Annotated in this window: 20 protein-coding genes; 6 read left to right on the forward strand and 14 right to left on the reverse strand. The window is 69.7% G+C overall.

Going from position 1 to position 20,254, the window contains the following annotated elements:
- Positions 1-8: 8 nt before the first annotated feature.
- The 4 genes from ACFV9C_RS09925 to ACFV9C_RS09940 are packed head-to-tail and all read right to left on the reverse strand — an operon-like array spanning position 9 to position 4,169.
- On the reverse strand, positions 9-785 hold the full coding sequence (locus ACFV9C_RS09925; protein WP_380192239.1) for a 3-oxoacyl-ACP reductase: 777 nt from the start codon (positions 783-785) through the stop codon (positions 9-11).
- On the reverse strand, positions 786-2,132 hold the full coding sequence (locus ACFV9C_RS09930) for an aldehyde dehydrogenase family protein (RefSeq protein ID WP_380192240.1): 1,347 nt from the start codon (positions 2,130-2,132) through the stop codon (positions 786-788). It lies immediately after the preceding gene.
- Positions 2,129-2,836 (reverse strand): gamma-glutamyl-gamma-aminobutyrate hydrolase family protein, encoded by a 708-nt coding sequence (locus ACFV9C_RS09935; protein ID WP_380192241.1) that lies wholly within the window; start codon positions 2,834-2,836, stop codon positions 2,129-2,131. Before ACFV9C_RS09935 ends, ACFV9C_RS09930 begins: the two co-directional genes overlap by 4 nt.
- Positions 2,817-4,169 carry a glutamine synthetase family protein gene (locus tag ACFV9C_RS09940; RefSeq protein ID WP_380192242.1) on the reverse strand — a complete coding sequence of 451 codons (1,353 nt, stop codon included), beginning with the start codon at positions 4,167-4,169 and terminating at the stop codon, positions 2,817-2,819. The genes ACFV9C_RS09935 and ACFV9C_RS09940 overlap by 20 nt, the downstream gene beginning before the upstream one ends.
- Positions 4,170-4,351: 182 nt before the next feature.
- Between ACFV9C_RS09940 and ACFV9C_RS09945 the strand changes: the two genes are divergently transcribed.
- Both ACFV9C_RS09945 and ACFV9C_RS09950 read left to right on the forward strand, forming a co-directional pair.
- Positions 4,352-5,281, forward strand: coding sequence for a zinc metalloprotease (locus ACFV9C_RS09945; RefSeq protein ID WP_380192244.1), 930 nt, complete (start codon positions 4,352-4,354; stop codon positions 5,279-5,281).
- 46 nt (positions 5,282-5,327) lie between these two features.
- The gene (locus tag ACFV9C_RS09950) at positions 5,328-6,464 is read left to right on the forward strand and encodes a D-alanyl-D-alanine carboxypeptidase family protein (RefSeq protein WP_380192246.1); all 1,137 of its coding nucleotides are present in this window, start codon (positions 5,328-5,330) and stop codon (positions 6,462-6,464) included.
- Positions 6,465-6,518: 54 nt separating this feature from the next.
- Here the strand turns inward: ACFV9C_RS09950 and ACFV9C_RS09955 are convergent, their stop codons facing one another.
- The 7 genes from ACFV9C_RS09955 to ACFV9C_RS09985 all read right to left on the reverse strand — a co-directional run bounded on the left by ACFV9C_RS09955 (position 6,519) and on the right by ACFV9C_RS09985 (position 12,863).
- Entirely contained in the window at positions 6,519-7,544 is a 1,026-nt protein-coding gene (locus ACFV9C_RS09955; RefSeq protein ID WP_380192247.1) for a YihY/virulence factor BrkB family protein, read from the reverse strand.
- A gap of 4 nt (positions 7,545-7,548) precedes the next feature.
- A complete protein-coding gene (locus tag ACFV9C_RS09960; protein WP_380192249.1) occupies positions 7,549-8,061 on the reverse strand; it encodes a 2'-5' RNA ligase family protein in 513 nt (170 codons plus the stop codon).
- Entirely contained in the window at positions 8,058-9,098 is a 1,041-nt protein-coding gene (gene trpS, locus ACFV9C_RS09965; protein WP_380192250.1) for a tryptophan--tRNA ligase, read from the reverse strand. The genes ACFV9C_RS09960 and trpS overlap by 4 nt, the downstream gene beginning before the upstream one ends.
- Before the next feature lie 75 nt (positions 9,099-9,173).
- Entirely contained in the window at positions 9,174-9,602 is a 429-nt protein-coding gene (locus tag ACFV9C_RS09970) for a hypothetical protein (RefSeq protein WP_380192251.1), read from the reverse strand.
- A 47-nt stretch (positions 9,603-9,649) separates the two neighbouring features.
- On the reverse strand, positions 9,650-10,651 hold the full coding sequence (locus ACFV9C_RS09975; RefSeq protein WP_380192253.1) for an iron-siderophore ABC transporter substrate-binding protein: 1,002 nt from the start codon (positions 10,649-10,651) through the stop codon (positions 9,650-9,652).
- A gap of 48 nt (positions 10,652-10,699) precedes the next feature.
- Entirely contained in the window at positions 10,700-12,043 is a 1,344-nt protein-coding gene (gene ngcE / locus ACFV9C_RS09980) for an N-acetylglucosamine/diacetylchitobiose ABC transporter substrate-binding protein (protein WP_380192255.1), read from the reverse strand.
- Between the two features lie 28 nt (positions 12,044-12,071).
- The gene (locus tag ACFV9C_RS09985; RefSeq protein WP_380192257.1) at positions 12,072-12,863 is read right to left on the reverse strand and encodes a sugar isomerase domain-containing protein; all 792 of its coding nucleotides are present in this window, start codon (positions 12,861-12,863) and stop codon (positions 12,072-12,074) included.
- Between the two features lie 171 nt (positions 12,864-13,034).
- On the opposite strand from ACFV9C_RS09985, the gene ACFV9C_RS09990 reads away from it, so the two are divergent.
- Positions 13,035-14,012: an N-acetylglucosamine kinase gene (locus ACFV9C_RS09990; protein ID WP_380192259.1), complete on the forward strand. Its 978-nt coding sequence runs from the start codon at positions 13,035-13,037 to the stop codon at positions 14,010-14,012.
- A 47-nt stretch (positions 14,013-14,059) separates the two neighbouring features.
- On the opposite strand, the gene ACFV9C_RS09995 is transcribed toward ACFV9C_RS09990, so the two are convergent.
- Positions 14,060-14,443, reverse strand: coding sequence for a YciI family protein (locus ACFV9C_RS09995; RefSeq protein WP_380192261.1), 384 nt, complete (start codon positions 14,441-14,443; stop codon positions 14,060-14,062).
- A 92-nt stretch (positions 14,444-14,535) separates the two neighbouring features.
- Between ACFV9C_RS09995 and ACFV9C_RS10000 the strand changes: the two genes are divergently transcribed.
- Complete coding sequence (locus tag ACFV9C_RS10000; protein ID WP_380192262.1) at positions 14,536-15,366, forward strand: alpha/beta fold hydrolase; 831 nt, start codon at positions 14,536-14,538, stop codon at positions 15,364-15,366.
- Here the strand turns inward: ACFV9C_RS10000 and ACFV9C_RS10005 are convergent, their stop codons facing one another.
- Complete coding sequence (locus ACFV9C_RS10005; protein WP_380192263.1) at positions 15,367-16,959, reverse strand: MFS transporter; 1,593 nt, start codon at positions 16,957-16,959, stop codon at positions 15,367-15,369.
- Between the two features lie 70 nt (positions 16,960-17,029).
- Between ACFV9C_RS10005 and ACFV9C_RS10010 the strand changes: the two genes are divergently transcribed.
- Positions 17,030-17,620, forward strand: a complete 591-nt coding sequence (locus tag ACFV9C_RS10010) for a helix-turn-helix domain-containing protein (protein ID WP_380192266.1) — start codon at positions 17,030-17,032, stop codon at positions 17,618-17,620.
- A 3-nt stretch (positions 17,621-17,623) separates the two neighbouring features.
- The gene (locus tag ACFV9C_RS10015; RefSeq protein ID WP_380192268.1) at positions 17,624-18,877 is read left to right on the forward strand and encodes an MFS transporter; all 1,254 of its coding nucleotides are present in this window, start codon (positions 17,624-17,626) and stop codon (positions 18,875-18,877) included.
- Here ACFV9C_RS10015 and ACFV9C_RS10020 read toward each other — a convergent pair.
- Positions 18,828-20,147 (reverse strand): hemolysin family protein, encoded by a 1,320-nt coding sequence (locus tag ACFV9C_RS10020; RefSeq protein ID WP_380192269.1) that lies wholly within the window; start codon positions 20,145-20,147, stop codon positions 18,828-18,830. The two genes, ACFV9C_RS10015 and ACFV9C_RS10020, sit on opposite strands and share 50 nt — an antisense overlap.
- Between the last annotated feature and the right edge of the window lie 107 nt (positions 20,148-20,254).

Raw genomic sequence — 20,254 nt, forward strand, 5'->3', positions numbered from 1 at the left:
TGCCCAGACTAGAGCGGGGTCACGTAGGCGCCCGAGATTCCCCCGTCGACCAGGAACGTGTTGGCGGTGATGAACGACGAGTCGTCGCTGGCCAGGAAGGCGACCGCGGCGGCGATCTCGTCCGGTTCGCCGAAGCGACCCATCGGGACGTGCACCAGGCGGCGCTGGGCCCGTTCGGGGTCCTTCGCGAACAGCTCGGTCAGCAGCGGCGTGTTCACCGGGCCCGGGCAGAGCGCGTTCACCCGGATCCCCTGCCGCGCGAACTCCACGCCGAGCTCCCGGCTCATCGCCAGTACGCCGCCCTTGGACGCGGAGTACGAGATCTGCGACGTCGCCGCGCCCATGATCGCGACGAACGACGCGGTGTTGATGATCGAGCCCTTACCCTGGCGCTGCATGTACGGGATCGCGGCCTTGCAGCACAGGTACACCGAGGTCAGGTTGACCTCCTGGACCTTCCGCCACGCGTCCAGGCCGGTGTCCAGGATCGACGCGTCGTCGGGCGGCGAGATCCCCGCGTTGTTGAACGCGATGTCCACGCTGCCGTAGGTGTCGAAGGCCTGCTTGAAGAGGTTCTCCACCGCCGCGGCGTCGGTGACGTCGGTGGCGATGAACAGCCCGCCGACCTCATCGGCCGCGGTCTTCCCCGCGTCCGGGTCGAGGTCGCCGATCACGACGTGGGCACCCTCCGCGGCGAGCCGCCGTACCGTGGCCAGGCCGATCCCGCTCGCTCCGCCGGTCACCACCGCGACGCGGCCTTCGAGCCGATGCGCCTTGACGTCCATTCAGTCCTCCGTGCTGATGAAGATGTTCTTGGTCTCGGTGAACGCGGCGAGCGCGTCCGGGCCGAGTTCCCGGCCGAGGCCGGACTGCTTGTAGCCGCCGAACGGCGTCGAGTACCGGACCGACGAGTTCGAGTTGATCGAGAGGTTGCCCGCCTCGATCCCGCGGCCGACCCGGATCGCCCGGCCGACGTCGCGGGTCCAGATCGACCCGGAAAGCCCGTACTCGCTGTCGTTGGCGATCCGCAGCGCGTCCGCCTCGTCCTCGAACGGAATCACCGCGACCACCGGCCCGAAGATCTCCTCGCGTGCCGCCCGCTCATCCGGCGGAGCCAACACGATCGGCGGGAACCAGAACCCCGCACCTGTGGGCGCACTGCCTTGAAATGCAGGGTTCTGGGCATACGAAGCAACCCGCTCCAGTTGGGCCTTCGAGATCAACGGCCCCATCTCGGTCGCCGGGTCGTTGGGATCACCAACCTTGAAGTTCTTGACGGCGGGCTCGAGCAGTTCCATGAACCGGTCGTACGCCGATCGCTCCACCAGGATCCGGGACCGCGCGCAGCAGTCCTGGCCGGCGTTGTCGAACACGCCGTACGGCGCCTGCGCCGCCGCCTTCTCCAGGTCCGCGTCGGCGAACACGACGTTCGCGGACTTCCCGCCGAGCTCGAGCGTGACCCGCTTCACCTGATCGGCGCAGCCGGCCATGATCTGCTTGCCGACTGTGGTGGAGCCGGTGAAGACGATCTTGCGGACGGCCGGATGTGTGACGAAACGCTGTCCGACCGTCTTCCCGGGACCGGGGACGACTTCGAGGACGCCCTCGGGTAGTCCGGCGTGGAGGGCCAGTTCGCCCAGGCGGATCGCGGTCAGCGGGGTGAGTTCGGCGGGCTTGAGGACGACGGTGTTGCCGGCCGCCAAGGCGGGGGCGAAACCCCAGCCGGCGATCGGCATCGGGAAGTTCCACGGGACGATCACGCCGACCACGCCGAGCGGTTCCTGGAACGTCACGTCGATCCCGCCGGACACCGGGATCTGCTGCCCGAGAAGGCGTTCCGGGGCGGCCGAGTAGTACGTGAGTACGTCGCGGACGTTGCCGGCCTCCCAGCGCGCGTTGCCGATCGTGTGCCCGGCGTTCGCCACCTCCAGTGCGGCGAGGTTCTCCAGGTCCGCGTCGACCGCGTCGGCGAACCGCCGGAGCAGCCGCCCGCGATCCGCCGGCGCCACGTTCCGCCAGGAATCGAACGCCTTCCGGGCCCGCTCGATCGCCGCGTCCGCGCCCGCCACATCGGCCAGCTCGATCGTCCGCACCACCTTCTCGGTGGCCGGATTGAGTACGTCGTGCATCATGTGGTGCTCCTGATCAAAGCGGTGAAGAGCCGCAGGTCCTCGGGGGTTTCCTCCGGGTGCCACTGCACTCCGAGCGCGAAGGGTTTGCCTGCCACCTCGGCGGCCTCGACCGTGCCGTCGTCCGCCCGGGCGGTGACCTTGAGGGCAGGCGCGACCACGTCGAGGGCCTGATGGTGGTAGCAGCTGCCGGTCGCCCGGTCGCCGAGGATCCGTGCGGTCAACGTGCCGGGCTCGATCTTCACGTCGACCCGCCCGAACATCGCCGGCGCGGGCCGGTGCCCGTCATGCGCGACAACCTCCGGCAGATGCTGCTGCAACGTCCCCCCGAGCGCCACGTTCAACATCTGCAGCCCCCGGCACACCGCCAGCAATGGAACATCACGGTCCAAGGCTTCTCGGATCAGGACTGTTTCGTGGAGGTCTCGCCCCGGCCTGGTATCAACGGTCTCGGGATGCGGCTGCGCGCCGTACTGCGCCGGGTCGACGTCGCATCCACCCGCGATGACGAGACCGTCCAGTAGGCCCAGTACTGATGGATCGGTGCCGACCGGGGGCAGCAGAACGGGTGTGCCGCCGGCTGCGGCGACCGCATCGAGGTAGACGCGCGGGACAAGGGCTGCCTCGCGGTGCCAGATGCCCCAGGTGGCCGGTTCGAGGTACGTCGTGATGCCGATCCGCGGCCGCTCAGAGGCGCTCGAAACCACGGACACGCTCCCAGTCGGTGACGGCCGCGTCGTACGCGTCGAGCTCCACGCGGGCCGCATTGCTGTAGTGGTCGACCATCTCGTCGCCGAACGCCGTACGGGCGAGCTTCGAGCCGGTGAACAACGCCGACGCCTCACGCAGCGTGGACGGGACGTGCTCCTTGTCGGACTCGTAGGCGTTGCCCTGCAGCAGCGGCTCGAGTTCCAGCTCCTGCTCGATACCGTGCAGGCCGGAGGCGATGATCGCGGCGACCGCGAGGTACGGGTTCACGTCGCCACCGGGCAGGCGGTTCTCGACCCGCAGCGAGTCGCCGTGACCGACCACGCGCAGCGAACACGTGCGGTTGTCGAGACCCCAGGCGACCGCCGTCGGCGCGAAGCTGCCCTTCGCGAACCGCTTGTAGGAGTTGATGTTCGGCGCCAACAGGTAGGTGAACTCGGACAAGCAGGCGAGCTGCCCGGCGATGAAGTACTCCATCAGTTGGGAGAACCCATGATCACGGTCCCCGGCCAGCACCGGATCCCCGTCCTCGGCGCGGAAGCTCAGGTGGATGTGGCACGAGTTGCCCTCACGTTCGTCGTACTTCGCCATGAACGTGAGGCTCTTGCCGTGCTTCGCCGCGATCTCCTTCGCGCCGGTCTTGTAGATCGAGTGGTTGTCGCAGGTCGCCAGCGCCTCGTCGTACCGGAACGCGATCTCGTGCTGGCCGAGGTTGCACTCGCCCTTCGCGGACTCGACGTACATGCCGGCGCCCTCCATCCCGTTGCGGATGTCGCGCAGCAACGGCTCGATCCGGGAGGTGCCGACGAGCGAGTAGTCGACGTTGTACTGGTTCGCCGGGACCAGGTCGCGGTACCGCTTGTTCCAGGCGGTCTCGTAGGTGTCGTCGAAGACGATGAACTCGAGCTCGGTCCCGACGTACGCCTTCAAGCCTTTCTCGGCGAGCCGGTCGAGCTGCCTGCGCAGCACCTGCCGCGGCGACGCGACCACCGGCGTACCGTCCAGCCACTGCACGTCGCACAGCACCAGCGCGGTCCCCTCCAGCCACGGCACCAGCCGCAACGTGTCCAGGTCGGGCGCCATCACCATGTCGCCGTACCCACGCTCCCAGGAGGACATCGCGTACCCGTCGACGGTGTTCATGTCCACGTCGACCGCCAGCAGGTAGTTACACCCCTCGGTCCCGTGCTTCAGCACCTCCTCCAGGAAGTACCGAGCCCCACACCGCTTCCCCTGCAACCGCCCCTGCATGTCCGTGATCGCCACCAGCACCGTGTCAACCACCCCGGCCTCAACCAGCCGCCGCAACTCCTCCACACCCAACACGACCACTCCCAGAGCCTATTGGTCTGTTTCCAGTCCATTGACTCAGGCTCGCGGGCAACTGTCAATGCGGCGTGGTGGTGCCGTGGCACTGGGGGGTCAGGGGATGGGTTGGCTGGGGGGCCGGTGGGTGGGGAAAATCTGCGGACTCGGCCGCACCGCCCAGGCGGCCCGAAACTTGGAGGACCGCTATGCGATCTTTCCTTACCCGTCCCCGTGTCCTGGCCGTGGTGATGGCCGGTACGGCGTTGGCGTTCAGTCCGTTCGGAGGTCAGGCGACGGCTCAGTTGCCGGCTGGTCAGCTCGGGAATCCGGCGTGTTTCACGCCGGCGGAAGGGGCCGCTGCGCGTGGTGGCTTCGGGCCCGACACCCGGGAGTTGTCGGTCCAGGAGCAGCAGGCGATCGACGCCCGTACGGCGCAGATCCTGAAGAGCAAGGGGCACGACGCCAAGCGGCTCGCCGCGGCGAGTGTGCCGGTGTACGTGCACGTGATGCTGAGTACGTCGGGGGCCGGTGACGTCACCGACAACCAGATCGCGCAGCAGATCACCGAACTGAACCAGGACTACGCCGGGCAGGAGTCGTCGCAGGCCGCGAACACCGGGTTCAGCTTCTACCTGGCCGGGACCGAGCGGATCAAGAACGACCAGTGGCACAACGACAGGCAGTCCACGCAGTACCGGTCGCAGACGCGGCAGGGCGGGAAGAACGCGCTGAACATCTGGCTCGTCGACTTCTCGTACCTTGGCATCGCGACGTTCCCGTGGGACTACGCGAAGAGCCCGAAGATCGACGGGATCCGGGTGCAGTACAGCTCGCTGCCCGGTGGTTCGGCGACGAACTACAACGAGGGCAAGACCGCGTCGCACGAGGCGGGGCACTGGTTCGGGCTCTACCACACGTTCCAGGGCGGCTGCACGAGTACGAACGACTCGGTGGCCGACACGCCCGCGCAGAGCAGCTCGTCCAGCGGGTGCCCGACCGGGCGGGACTCCTGCTCGCTGCCGGGGCTGGACCCGATCCACAACTACATGGACTACTCGTACGACTCCTGCTACAACCAGTTCACGCCCGGCCAGTCAAGTCGGATGAGCAACATGTGGACTGCCTACCGGGGATGAGACCCTACTGTGACATCTGGACCGTTCGGCAACTAGAGTGCGGCCGATGCGTTTGCTTCTGACGGCCTGCGCTACCACCGCGTTGGTGGTCGCCGGACCTCTGACAGCGACTGCCGCCGACCAGGGCCCGCAAGGCCCGGTCGGCGGTGAGTTGCTGACCGCGAAGCCGACGGTGGTCGCCGACGGGGCGGCGCCGCCGGCGGTGCAGGCGTCGGCGTACGTGGTGGCCGATCTGGACACCGGTCAGGTGCTGGCCGCGAAGGCCCCGCACGCCAAGCTGCGCCCGGCGAGCACGCTCAAGACGCTGACCGCGCTGGTCCTGCTGCCGCGGCTGAAGAAGACCGATCCGGTCATCGGTACGACGGCCGACGCCGGCATCATCGGCAGCAAGGTCGGGGTGTACCCGGGCCTGCACTACACCGTCGACCTGCTCTTCCGCGGCATGTTCCTGGCCTCCGGGAACGACGCCGTACATGCGCTCTGCTCGCACGACGAGGGCGGCATCCCGGCGACGATCCAGCGGATGAACGACAAGGCGAAGGACCTCGGCGCGCTCGACACGACCGTCACGGACCCGACCGGGCTGGACGCCGACGGGCAGTACTCCAGCGCGTACGACCTGGCCCTGTTCGCACAGGCGGGCCTCGCCCGGCAGGACTTCGCGATGTACGCGTCCACGAAGTACACGAACTTCCCGAACGCCGGGAACAAGGGCACCTACCAGGTCGCGAACCAGAACAAGCTGCTGTTCGGCTACGACGGCGCGCTGGGCGTGAAGACCGGGTACACGACGCTCGCCCGGAACACGTTCGTCGGCGCCGCCCGGCGCAACGGGCACACGCTCGTGGTGACGATGATGAACGCGCCACACGGCATCACCCAGGACGCGAGCAACCTGCTGACCTGGACGTTCGACAACTACGGCAAGCTGAAGCCGGTCGGCACGCTGGTCAAGCCGGCCGCCGCGCCGCCGAAGACGCAGACCCAGGGCAAGAACGGCACCGACGACAAGCCGACCGTCCGCACGGCCGGCGAACCGCCGACCCGCGCCGCGCTCGGCCCCGGCCAGGCGGTCACGTCGCTGGCCCTCCGGATCCCGGTCTGGGCGTACGCCGGCCCGCCCGTCCTGCTGCTCGGCCTGTTCCTCCGCCGCCCGCGCGCCCTACGCCGCCGCCGTCACTGAGTCCGCCGTACGACGCAAGCCGTCACGACGCCGAACCGTCACGGCGCCGAACCGTCACGGGCGCCGTACGGCGCGGACCGCCTTCGCGGCCTGGACGGCGAGCGTGCTGAGCGTGACCCCGAGGACGGCGCCGGCGGCGACGGCGACCGTGTCGGCCTTCCGTTCCGGGATCGGGACGACCTTGTAGCGCTTTCCGGGCGGACCGAGCAGCAGCGGCTCGGGTTCGGGCTCGACCTGCTCGACCACGGGCTCCCGGTCGAGCGTCGCCTCCTTGGTCCACGCGGCGATCAGCATGATCACCCGGATCACCAGGTAGATCCACACGAGCAGCGCGAGCGGCAGGGCCAGCGTGCCGTACGCCGCGTTCGCGCCGATCACGTGGTCGACGTACAGGTTGCCCAGCTTCTGCGCCAGGTAGAACACGACGCCGCCGGCCAACGCGCCGATCAGCGCGATCCGCGGCGGCAGCACGATCCGCGGCAGCGCGGTCAGCAGGTATCCGAACAGCAGCGCGCCCGCGCCGATGCCGACCACGACGCTGATCAGGTCGAGACCCCAGCTCGCCACCCAGGTGCCGTCCAGGTTTGTCGCCCGGACGATCCGCACGGACAGCCCGGTGAGGACCGACGAGGCGCAGGTCGCGATCAGCCCGATCAGGCCGAGCCCGATCAGCGCACCGAAGTCCGCGGCCTTCTGCTGTACGGCGTTGCCGGGCTCGTCGTCGAGCTCGTGCATCAGCCGGATCGAGGCCCGCATCGCGTCGATCCAGCCGAGCCCGGTGAACAGCAGGCCGACACCGGACACCAGCCCGATCGTGCCGGCGTGCGAGATCAGCGCGTCGATGTCGATGTTGTTGCCGATGCCGGGCAGGTTCTGCCGCAGCGACTCCTTCAGTGTCTCGATCGCGTCGTGCCCGAGCAGCGACCCGACGACCGCGGCGGCCAGCACGATCAGCGGGAACAGCGACAGGAAGCCGAAGAACGTGCTCGCCGCGGCCAACCGCCCGCCCCGCTGATTCCCGTACCGCTGCCAGGCCCGCCAGAGCTGAGTACGACTGAACCGGGCCCACACCTTCTTCACAGGGTCAACCTGCCAGTGGGAACGACCGCTGTGGGCGCCACACGCCGTCGGCGCCGTGTTCGTAACGGCTGAAGTACTCGACCTCGAAGTCGCAGTCGTACTCCGACAACGCGTCGTACGCGCGGTCGAGAGCGTCCTTGTCCAGGTCGTGCGCCACCGTCACGTGCGGGTGGTACGGGAACTTCAGGTCGACCTGCAGCGGGCCGGACCGCACCTGCGACTGCAGCACCTCGCAGGACGAGATGCCTTCCGCGAGCGGCACGAACACGACCGGCGAGATCGGCCGGAACGTCGCCGTACCGCGCAGCCGGATCCGGAACCGCGGGAACCGGGCGGCGACCGCGCGCAGGTGCTCGTCGATCGTCTCCAGGTCCCCGGCCGCGACGTCGGTCGGCGGCAGCAGCGTCACGTGGGTCGGGATCGACGCGGCCATCGGGTCGCCGAAGTCGGCCCGGTACTTCTGCAGCTCCGTGCCGTACGGCTCCGCGATCGGGATCGCAACACCGATCGTGGTCATGCGCGGACGAAACCGAGGCGGTCGTAAACCTTGGCCAACGTCGGCTCGGTGACCGCGCGGGCGCGCTCGGCGCCGGCTGCCAGGATCGCGTCCAGCTGGGCCTTGTCGTCCAGGTAGGTCAGCGTCTTCTCCCGGAACGGGGTGACGAACTCGACCACCACGTCGGCCAGGTCCTTCTTGAAGTCGCCGTACCCGCGGCCGGCGTACTCGTCCTCGAGCTCGGAGATCTTGCGACCGGTGAGCGCCGAGTAGATGGTCAGCAGGTTCGCGACGCCGGGCTTGTTCTCTTCGTCGAAGATCACGTCCCGGCCGGAGTCGGTGACCGCGGAGCGAATCTTCTTCGCGCTCGCCTTCGGGTCGTCGAGCAGGTCGATGATGCCGGCCGGCGACGAGCTGGACTTGCTCATCTTCGACGACGGGTCCTGCAGGTCGAAGATCTTCGCGGTCTCCTTGACGATGTACGCCTCGGGCACCCGGAAGGTCTTGCCGAACCGGTGGTTGAAGCGCTGCGCCAGGTCCCGGGTCAGCTCGACGTGCTGCCGCTGGTCCTCGCCGACCGGGACCCGGTCGGCCTGGTACACGAGGATGTCCGCGGCCTGCAGGATCGGGTATGTGAACAGGCCGACGGTGGCGCGGTCGGCGCCGCCCTTCGCGGTCTTGTCCTTGAACTGCGTCATCCGGCTGGCCTCGCCCATCCCGGTGATGCAGGACATCACCCAGGCGAGCTGCGCGTGCTCGGGCACCTGCGACTGGACGAACAGCGTGGACCGCTCCGGGTCGATACCGGCCGCGAGCAGCTGCGCCGCGGACCGGCGGGTGCGCTCGCGGAGGGCCTTCGGGTCGTACTCCACGGTGATCGCGTGCAGGTCGACGACGCAGTAGAACGCCTCGTGGTCGTCCTGCAGGGCCACCCATTGCCGCAGCGCGCCGAGGTAGTTGCCGAAGTGGAAGGAGTCGGCCGTCGGCTGGATCCCGGACAGCACGCGGGGGCGGCGCTGGGAACCGGCTGCGGAGGGGTCAGGCGCAGCATCAGACATAGGGGTGATTCTGCCAGCGGCCCCGGCGCACCACGTACCCGGGCGGCGTATCAGTCATATCTCAAGGACTATGTGTCACCAGCTCCAGCCGCGGGCGGCGAGGGCCTGTTCCTCTTCCCAGCGCTTCGCCTCGGAGCGCTGGGCGTCGGGCGGGTCAGGGCAGCCGGCCAGCCGGCAGGCCTCGTCGAGGAGGTCGTCGTACGCCGCCTCGAGCGCCATCAGGCGGTGAGCACGGGCGTACACGTGCGGCGTCGACTCGATGCTGCGGATCTTCGTGGAGACCGTGCCGAGGCGGGTCTGCAGCCGGAGCGTGTCGAACGGGTCCGGCGCCGGGGGCGGCACCGGGCGCAGCCGTGCCTTCAGCCAGCCGGCTCCGCGCCCCAGACCCCGCCCCAGAGCGCGGCGCCAGCGGGGCTGCGGCCGGTCCGGCATCAACAGTCCGAGCAACTCTCCGAGCAGGACGCAGAGCAGCAGGAACACACCCAACGACACCAGCCACGTCATCGCTCTCACTTCCTACTCAGAGCGTACGGCGGGACGGCGGCACTGAGCTACCCGTTGGTCGCGGGGTTCCCGTCCACCGCGGCCGCGAGTTTCGGGACCAGCTGGTCGAGCACGATCGGCAGGCTCAGCACCGACACGAACGACGTCGCGCCGTACAGCGGGTCGTCGTAGTTCTCCTCGATGAAGATGTCCCGCCCCTGCGTGCGCACCTTCAGGTTCTTGTAGAGCGGGTCCGCCTTCAGCTTCGCCGTACCGCCCTTGGCCGGGAACCACACCAGCGCCTGCTGGTCGAGCAGCGCGATCCGCTCGGCGCTGAGGTTCGCGCCGAACTTGTCGCCGATCGCCTTGTCCAGCGCGGCCGGCAGCGAGAACCCGAAGTCGGTCAGCAGCCGCGTCCGCGGGTCCTGCGAGCCGTAGACGAAGTAGCCCTGGTACGACGACGCCATCAGCGCGGTCTTCCCGGTGAACTCGGGGTGCTGCGTCCGTACGTCGGCGAACCGCTTCTCGACGCCCTTCACCAGCGTGTCGGCCTCCGCGGGCTTCCCGACCGCCTGCCCGACGGTCCGCGTGACGACCTGCCACGACACCCCGTAGTCCGGTACGCCGACGGGCTGGGCGACGGTCGGGGCGATCGCGCTGAGCTTCTGGTAGTCGTCAGCGGTGATCCCGGAGTACAGCCCGATGATCAGGTCCGGCCGCAGCGCGGCGATCTTCTCGAACTGCAGCCCGTCCTTGTCACTCAGCACCTGCGGTACGGCGCCGTCGCCCAGCTTGGCCTTCGCCCACGGGAACAGCGCGCCAGGCTTCTCCCCGAACCACTCGGTCGTCCCCACCGGTACGACGCCCAGCGCGAGCAGCGCGTCCTGCTCGACAAGCCCCACCGTGACGACCCGCTTCGGCGCCTCCTTCACGACGGTGTCGCCGTACTTGTTCTTGATCGTCACCGGGAACGCCCCGCCGGACGAGGCCTGTGGGGCATCGTCGTCGGCTGCGGTTCCGCACCCGGTCAGGGCGAATAGGACTACGACCAGGGACAGCAGACGGCGCATGGAGACCTCACGACGATTGAGTTAGGTTGCCCTAACCTAACCCAGGTCTCAGTCCCGGCGGTACTTCGTGATCGCGGCGTCCTGCTTGACCTTGTCCGCGGCCGCCTGGATGCGGGCGGTCCACTCGGACTGCTGGAGCCCGCCGGCCATGAACAGGCCGGTGGTCTCGGCGGCTGTGGTGGCGAAGGCCGGGTACCAGGTGTCGAAGTACCACCGGATCACCTGGTCGCCGGCCGCGGACAGCAGGTCGCGGGCGGAGCTCAGCGCGGTGGTCAGCTCCAGCCCGTCGGCCGAGCCTCGGACGATCGTGAGCTGCTTCGACTCGGAGCTGACCTGCGCGGCAACGTCCGCGGACAGCAGCGCCCGCAGGTACTCGAGCCCGCCGGCCTTGTTCTTCGCCTTCTCCGGCACCAGGAACGGCGAGGTCGCCGCGATGTGCAGTCCGCTCGCCATCGCGGGCGACGAGTCCAGCGGCGGTACGGCGAACACGGTCAGCGCGAACGCTTCCGGGACCAGGCCCTTCATCTCGTTCTCGAGCCAGTTCCCGCACGGCAGCATCCCCGCCTTCGAGGCGAGGAAGAGCTTCTGCGACCCGATGTGGTCGTACTGCGCGGTGCCGCTGGCGAGCAGGCCGCGCTTGGTGAGTTCGCCGACCGCGTTGATCGCCCGCGTGACGTTCTCGTCCTTCCAGGCGCCGTCCTCGAGGTTGTCGATCCGCTTGGTCACGTCCGGGCCGCCAGTCTTCGCGGCCAGTGTGAGCACCAGTTCGAGCAGGTAGTACGGGTGCGTGCCCGCGTAGATGAACGGTCCGAGCCCGGCCGCCTTCATGTCGGCGCCGAGCGCCAGCAGGTCCGGCCAGGTCTGCGGCACCTGCCAGCCGTTGCGCTGGAACAGGCTGGCCGAGTACCAGATGCCGTACACGGTGGAGATGTAGTTGAGCGTCCGCTGCGTGCCGTCGAAGTTGCCCGCGTCCAGCATGTCCGGCAGCAGTTGGTCCTTGACCTTCGCCGACTGGTTGTCCCACGACGGGGCGTCCAGCAACTGCTGCAGGTCGGCGAGCTGGCCGTCCTTGATCAGCCGGCCGAGCTCCAGCTTCTGGTCACCGGTGGACAGGACGACGTCCGGCGGCGTACCGGTCGCGAACCGCGGCATCAGCTCGTCCAGCAGCTGCGTCGACAGCTTCGGCGTGATCGTCGCCGCGGCGTACTTCTTCCGGTACGCCGCCGCCGCGAACCCGCCATACTCCTCGGTGATCACCACGTCCACCGGAGCGTTCCCGGCCACGCTGAACGGGTTGTCCGGCGACACGACCGGGGCGGCCGGCGCCTTGGTGCATCCGCTCAGGACCGCACCGGCCAGCGCCCCTTGCAGTAACGTCCGCCGTTTCAGCACCCCGGCAGGCTATTACCTCGGGGTGCCTTCAGGCGGTACGGCGGATGCGGCCGGCGTAGCGCGCCTCGAGCTCGTGGTTGTGCTCGTCGCCGCCCGGGATGTTCGCGGACAGGTACACCGGCGGGGTCTCGCCGGCGTCGGTCATCCGGCGCAGCACCTCGGCGACCAGCAGCTGGGCGATCAGCGCGGCGGTGATCGAGGACACCGCGCAGACCTTGCCGGCGTCGCCGGGCAGGTCCAGGACGGAGTCGCCGTACGGCGCGTGGTTGTCGAGCACCACATCGGCGAAGTCGATCAGCTTCTTGCCGGACGGGTGCCGGGACTCCATCCCGCCGGTGTGCTGCAGCGAGGTGATCGCGATCAGCGGGTGCCCGTGCTCCTTGGCGACGCTGGCCAGCTCGACGATCGAGCCGTTGACGCCGGAGTTCGACGCGATGATGAACATGTCGCCCTCGCGGGCCGCGGACAGTTCGTAGAGCTTCCGGGAGTACTGCGGGTCGCGCTCGAGCTCGGCACTGCGCAACAGCTCCGGCGGCTCGCCGCCGAGCAGCACCAGGTCGCGCAGCGCGATCCGGTTGGTGGCGATCAGGCCGCCGGCGCGGCCGGCGATCTCCATCGCGAGCGCCTCGGAGTGCCCGGAGCCGAACGCCTGGATGACGCCGTTCGCCCGCAGCGACGCGGTCATCAGGTCGGCGCCGTCCTGGATCGGACCGTCGATCTGGGTGGTGACCGCGGCCAGGATCGGGGTCAGAGTGTGCACGTAGGCCTGCGCACTCACGCCCTGGACACCGTCGGTCTCCCCCGTGTTACTGCTGGCCATCAGCGGCCCACCCCTCGACTAGTCGGCTCACAGCGACACTCGAAGTGCCGACAAATGCGCAAGTATGCGGTTTGCTGGACAGAACTTTTCTCAACTCGCAGCTAAAGTCAAGGCTCATCCGTGTCATCTCCCCATTCGGGACCGTTGCGTAAGCAGTTTGGAGCATGGCGTATGTCGGACGAACTGGTCCTGGGCGGGGACCTCGGCGGCACCTCCACCCGGATCCTGATCGCGGACTCCGAGGGCACCGTCGTCGGTCGCGGCGCGGCCGCGGGCGGCAATCCGACCAGCCATCCGGCCAGTGCGGCGGCCAACTTCGGGCAGGCGCTGCACGCCGCGCTCGACGGGCTCGACGCCGCCGCGGTGAAGGCCGCCGTGGTCGGAATGGCCGGCGGTGTCGCACTGCAGCGGCCCGAGGTGGCGGCCCAGTTCGAGGCCGCGTGGACCGGCGCCGGGCTCAGGTCGACGCCGCAGTACATCGGTGACCTCGAGGTCGCGTTCGCGTCGGGTACGCCGGAACCGGACGGGACCGTGCTGATCGCCGGGACCGGGAGCAACGTCGGGCTGGTCCGCAACCACCAACTGCAGCGGACCGCCGGCGGGCACGGCTGGCTGCTCGGGGACGACGGGTCCGGGTTCTGGCTCGGCCGGGAGGCGGTGCGCAGCGTGCTGGAGTCGCTGGATCTCGGGGACCCGCTGGGGCTGCTCGGACAGGCCGTCGTACAGGCGATCCTGCCCGGCCGGGACGAACCTGCTGCTGCACACCGTGCAGGATACGACGCACTGCGTGATCTTCTGGTGATGACGGTCAACAGTCGGCCACCGGTCATGCTCGCAGAGTTGGCGCCGACCGTCATCGCGGCGTACCACCAGGACGACAAGACTGCGCAAATGCTGGTGAAACGCGCAGCCGAGCTGCTCACGGAAACGGCCGCGCGGTTGAAGACGACGTCCGACATCGGCCCGATGGTGCTGGCCGGGAGTGTCGCCGGCGAGTCCTCGCCGGTCGGCCAGCTGATCCGCGAGCACTTCGCCGGCGACGTCCGGACCGCCCGCGACGGCGTCGGCGGCGCTACCTGGCTGGCCCTCGGCGCCCTCGACCCCGCGCTGGCCACCGAGCAGAACCACGCCCGCCTGGTCGAACGCTGAGGACCGGCCCCCACGCGGTGGATCGCACCGCGTGGGAGCTCCGGCTGCTACTCGAAGACGGAGACCGGCCGGACCTCGACCGCGAAGAACTCGGCCTCGGGGATGGTGGCGGCGATCTCCTCGGCGCGGTCCTGGCTCGCGACGTCGATCAGGAAGACGCCGGCGAGCTGCTCCTTGGCCTCGGAGTACGGGCCGTCGGTGGTGGCGCGGACGCCTTCGCGGACGCGGACCACGCGGGTCTTCGACGGCGGGTCGAGCGGTACGGCGTCGATCAGTTCGCCGCTGGTGTGCAGCTCGTCGAGGAGCTTGTCGAGCTGCGCCGCGAGCGCGTCCCGGGCCCTCTTCGGCAGCGCCTTGCCCTCCGCGGTGTGCAGGAACGACGGATGGCCCCAGGTGATCGGGTTGCTGTGGATCATCAGCAGGTACTTCATGACCGGACGTCCTTTCAGGTGACTGGATCTTCGCAGCAGAGGTCGGAAGCACCGGCCGGTCCTCGACATTTCCACAATCTAGGGTGAGTTCCATGGACGAGATCGACTTCCGGCTCGCGGACGGCCGGGTTCTGCACGGGTACGACAGTGCGCCGGGCGCCACCGACCGGCTCGCCGTGGTCTGGCACCACGGGACGCCGAACCTCGGGACGCCGCCCGCACCGCTGGCCGCGGCGAGCGAACGGCTCGGGATCCGGTGGATCTCGTTCGACCGGCCCGGGTACGGCGGATCCACGGCCGCACCCGGCCGTACCGTCGCCGGCGTCGCGGCCGACCTGAGCGCGGTCCTCGACACGCTCGGCATCGGGTCGTGCGCGCAGCTCGGGTACTCCGGCGGCGGCACGTTCGCGCTCGGCGCCACGGCCCTGCTCGGCGACCGGGTCACCGCGGTCGCCACGCTGGCCGCGATCGCGCCGTACGACGCCTCCGGCCTCGACTGGTACGACGGCATGATCCCGTCCGGCGTCGCCTCACTCCGGGCCGCGGCGGCGGGCCGGGATGCGCGGATGGCGAACGAGGAGCTCGAGTACGACCCGGAGTTCACCGACACCGACCTCGCGATGTTCGGCGGCCCGTGGGGCTGGCTCGGCTCGGTCGCCGGCGACAAGGCGATGCCGAACGGCCCGGACGGCGCAGTCGACGACGACCGCGCCTACGTCCTCCCGTGGGGCGCCGACCCGGCGACCATCACGGCTCCGGCCCTGCTCGTGCACGGCACCGCGGACCGGATCATCCCGTCCTCACACGCCCGCTGGCTCGCCACCCACATCCCGTCCGCGACCCTCGACACCCACGAGAACCTCAGCCACATCACGATCCTGGGCCAGGCCGAGCGAGCCCTGAACTGGCTGCACGGCCACTGATCAATCCGCCAGCAGGTGCCGCGTGCGCGGTGCTTCGAGGGCGAGCTCCGCGGCGGCGCGGTAGAGGTCGGCGTCGGAGCCGGTGATGCGTTCGTTGTGCTGGCGCAGGTGTTCGGACCAGGTGGCGACCTCGAAGACCTCGATGTACAGGTCCGGACTGCTCACGTCGCGGTACGTCGACCAGCGCCGCGCGCCGGTGCGCTGCCGGGAGACGCCGACCTTCGCGAGCGCCGCCCGGAACTGCTCGGCGTTCTCCGGCGGGACGTGGTACGACACCTCGACCAGCACCGGACCGGCCCGCGGATCGAGGGCCTCCGCTGTCGCGGTCAGGATGGCGATCTCCGGCGCCGGCCACGGCTGTACGACGGTCCGGTCCAGTTCGCCGGTCCGCGAGTGGATCGGCAGCACCACCAGCGACACCGCGCCGACGAGCAGCAGCACCCCGGAGACCAGCAACGTCGTGGACGCGCCGAGCGCTGCCGCGAGCAGACCCCAGATGAGTGCGCCGACGCCCTGGCCGCCGAGGAACACCATCAGGTAGACGGCGAGCGCCCGCGCGCGAACCCAAGCGGGCAAGGCGAGCTGTAGCGTCGTGTTCAGCGTCGACAACCCGCCGAGCCATCCCGCGCCCGCGACCACCAGCACCACCGCGACGATCGTTGCGTTATGCAACAGTGCCACGGCGAGTACACCGATCGCGTACGCAACGGTCGCGCCGCCCAGCACCGTGTTCCGGCCGAGCCGCGCGCGGATCGGCTTCAGCAGCACGGCTCCCCCGACCGCCCCCAGGCCGAGCGCCGCGAGCAGTACGCCGTACCCGGTCGACCCGAGGCCGAGACGGTTCACCGCCGCCACCGGGAGCAGGCCCCACAGCGCGGACGCCGGCAGTACGAAGAGCATCGCGCGCAGCAGGATCCGTCGTACGCCGGGTGCGTAGGCGACGTACCGGAGACCGGCGCGGAGTGCGGGCAGCATCGGTTCGCCGGCCGCGGCGACGGCGGCCGGGCGGTGCCAACGCAGCAGGGCGACCAGGATCGCGAGGTACGAGACGGCGTTCACCGCGAACACCACGGCGGGACTGCTCAGCCCGAGCAGGAATCCGGCGAGGGCGGGGCCGACCGCCCGGGCGATGTTCACGTTCAGGCTGTTCAGCGCGGCGGCCTCGGGCAGTTCGGAGCGCGGCACAAGCTCGGGCTGGATCGCCTGCCAGGCCGGGCTGGTGAGCGCCTGACAGGCCCCGAGGACGAACGTGATCGCGATCAGCGAGGTCGGCGTCAGCAGACCGCCCGCACTCAGTGCCGCGAGGCCGCCCGCGACCACCGCCATCGCCAGCGTCACCAGCGCTATCAGCCGCCGCCGGTCGAGGACGTCGGCGAGCACGCCCGCGGGCAGCGACACGAACAGCACCGGCAGCAGGCTCGCGGCCTGCACGATCGAGGCGAGCGCTGCGGCGTTCGGCTGGTGGACGACGGTCCACTGCGCGCCGACAGATTGCATCCAGCTGCCGACGTTCGACCCGAGCTGCGCCAGCCACAGTGCCCGGAACACACCCCGGCGCAACGGCGCCCACGCAGAGGACTCCTCGACGGCCATGAGGCATCGTACGGCGGAACATTCCAAGCAATGCCTTGACATCTCATCCAGGCCGGCGCATATTCCAAGCATGTCTTTGGAAAAGGATCCGCGGCGGGCGCGGTTGCTGGACGATCCGCTCGCGATCAGGGCGATGGCGCATCCGGTGCGGCTGGACCTGTTGTCGCTGCTCGGGCGCGAGGGGCCGATGACCGCCGCCGACGCGGCGCGGCACCTGGGGATCAGCCAGGCGCTGGCGTCGCACCACCTGCGGCAGCTGGCGAAGTACGACTTCGTCGAGCCGGCGCCGGGCAAGGACAACCGGGAGCGGCCGTGGCGGCAGGTGTCGACCTCGCAGTCCTGGGAGGACGCGATGAAGACGCCCGACGGCGCCGCGGCCGCCGAGGTCCTCGAGCAGCTGATGGCCGAACGCGCGCTGGACTCGCTGGCCAAGTGGCAGCAACACCGCCCGGACGCGGACCCGGTCTGGCGGGACAACTCCGGCATCGGCCAGACCGGGATCTACCTGACCGGCGACGAGCTCGCCGAGATCGTTGGCCAGATCAACGACCTGCTGCAGCGCTGGGTGGACGAACGCCCGATCGACGACAAGTCCACCCGCCCGCCGGGCAGCCGGTACGTCTCGTTCACCCAGATCGTCACGATCACCGCGGAGGAGTAGGACATGAAGGACTTGTGGGGCGTGCTTGCCCGGCAGCGCGACTACCGCCTGCTGCTCGGTGCCGGGCTGATCTCGCTGGTCGGTGACTGGTTGCTGCGCACCGGTCTCGCCTTCCAGGTGTACGTACTGACCGGCTCGACGCTGGCGTCCGGTGGGTTGCTGCTGGCGTCGTTCCTGCCCGCCGTACTACTCGGCTCGCTCGCCGGTGTCTTCGTCGACCGGTGGAGCCAGCGGACCACGATGATCGTGACGAACGTACTGAACGCGGTCGTCCTGCTCCCGCTGATCGCCGTCCACAGCGCGAACCTGATCTGGATCGTGTACGCCGTGGTGCTCGCGCAGAGCTGTCTGCAGCAGTTCTTCACGCCCGCGGAGCAGTCACTCGTCCCGCTGCTCGTGAACTCCGACCAGCTCGTCACCGCGAACGCGTTGAACAGCCAGATCCGCGATCTCGCGCGGCTCATCGGCGCGGCGCTCGGCGGCGTACTCGCGGCCGCCGGCGGGCTCACCCTGCTCGCGCTCGGCGATGCCGCGACGTTCGTGATCGCGGTCGTACTGGTCGCCGCCATGCGGCACCGGCAGCACCGGCCGCCGAAGGACGAGGAGACCGCGGGCGGCGCGATCCGGCGGCTGAAGGAGGAGTGGACCGAGGGGTTGCGGCTGTGCGTCGCCGGCTCGGCGATGCGGCTGTTCTTCGTGTTCTGCCTGGTCACCGGGGTCGGCGAGGGCGTGATGAGCACGCTGTTCGCGCCGTTCGTCAGCGCCGAACTCGGCGGCGACGGGAAGGTGTACGGGCTGATCGTCTCGTCCCAGGCGATCGGCGGGATCGTCGGCGGGCTGATCGCCGCCGCGATCGGCTCCCGCCGGCCGGCCGCGACGCTCTGGGGGATCGGGGCGTTCGCGTTCGGGCTGATCGACACCGCACTGTTCCTCTACCCGCTGGTGTCGAGCAGCGTGGTCCCGGCGTTCGTCTGCATGATCGTCGTCGGCCTGCCCGGCGCGCTCACCCTGGCCGGCATGATGACCGTCTTCCAGAACCTCACCGTGGACGGTACCCGCGGCCGGATCTACGGCGCGGTCGGCGCCGCCGAGAGCGTCGCGGTGCTGATCGGCATCGCGGCCGCCGGTGTCCTCGGCGACGCCGTCGGCATCATCCCGGTGCTGGTCTTCCAGGGCCTCGGGTACGTCGTCGGCGGGCTGGTGATCCTCAGTCGGCGGCGGGTGCTGGCGATCCAGGCTGCTCCTCAGCCGGCGTGACCTGGTGCAGGCGGACGCGTGCGACCCGGCGGCCGTCCATCTCGGACACAGTCAGCGTGTGCGCGTCCAGCCGGACCTCGTCGCCGGTCGACGGGACCTTCCCGAGCCGGGCGGCGAGGAACCCGCCGACGGTCTCGTAGGGGCCGTCGGGCAGTTCGATCGCGGTCGCGTCGGCGAAGTCGTCGAGGTTCAGCAGGCCGTCCATCTCCAGGTCGCCGCTGCCCAGCCGGGTGGTCTCGGCGGGTTCCTCGTCGTACTCGTCCTTGATGTCGCCGATCAGTTCCTCGACCAGGTCCTCCAGCGTCACGATGCCCGCCGTACCGCCGTACTCGTCGAGGACGATCGCCAGGTGCGTGCTGCGCCGGCGCATCTCGGTCAGCGTCGGCAGCAGCTTGGCGGTGTCCGGCAGCATCAGGACGTCCCGGGCGAGGTCGCCGACCCGCACCGACCGGGTCGCGACGGCCGGGTCGAACAGGTCCCGGACGTGCACGAACCCGACGATGTCGTCGGCCGAGCCGTTCATCACCGGGTACCGCGAGTGCGGCCGCTCGGCGGCGAACTTGACCGCCTTGTACGCCGGCATCTCGGCGTCCACGAAGTCCACCTCGGTGCGCGGCAGCATCAGCTCGCGGAGCTGCCGGCTGCCGGCCTCGAAGACGTCGTCGACGATCTTCCGCTCCTCCTCGCCGAGCGACTCGCTCGCCGTGACCAGGTCGCGGAGCTCCTCGTCGGACATCACCTCGCGGTTCGCGTTCGGGTCGCCGCCGAGCGCCCGGACCACCAGGTCGGTGGACCTCGAGAGCAGCCAGATCACCGGGCGGGCGCCGGAGGCGATCCGGTCCACCAGCGGGCCGAGCGCGAGCGCGAAGCCCTCCGCGCGCTGCAGCGCCAGGCGTTTCGCGGCCAGCTCGCCGATCACGATCGACACGTACGAGATGCAGATCGTGATCAGCACCAGTGCGACGGTGTTCGCCAGCGACTGCGGGAGGCCGAGCTTGCGCAGGTGCGGGGCCAGGCCGTCGGCCAGGGTCGCGCCACCGAAGGCGGCGGACAGGAAGCCCATCAGGGTCACGCCGATCTGCACGGCGGACAGGAAGCGGTTCGGGTTGGCGGCCACCTTGGCGACGATCTCGCCGCGCTTGCCGCGGTGTGACAGGGCCTTCAGCTGGCTCTCCCGCAGTGACACGAGAGCCATCTCGGCGGCGGCGAAGACGCCACCGATCAGCACGAAGACCAGGATCAGAACGATGTTCAGCAGGGTGTCGTTCATAGCTCGGAGTTCCTAGCGCCCTCTCGTCAGATGTCGAGAGGGCGGGCGTTGGGCGTAGTCGTCCATCTACCAAGACTAGCGGTCGGCCGGTCTATCATGCTTGTTCG

This window comes from Kribbella sp. NPDC059898, from assembly GCF_042730855.1.
Taxonomy (GTDB): domain Bacteria; phylum Actinomycetota; class Actinomycetes; order Propionibacteriales; family Kribbellaceae; genus Kribbella.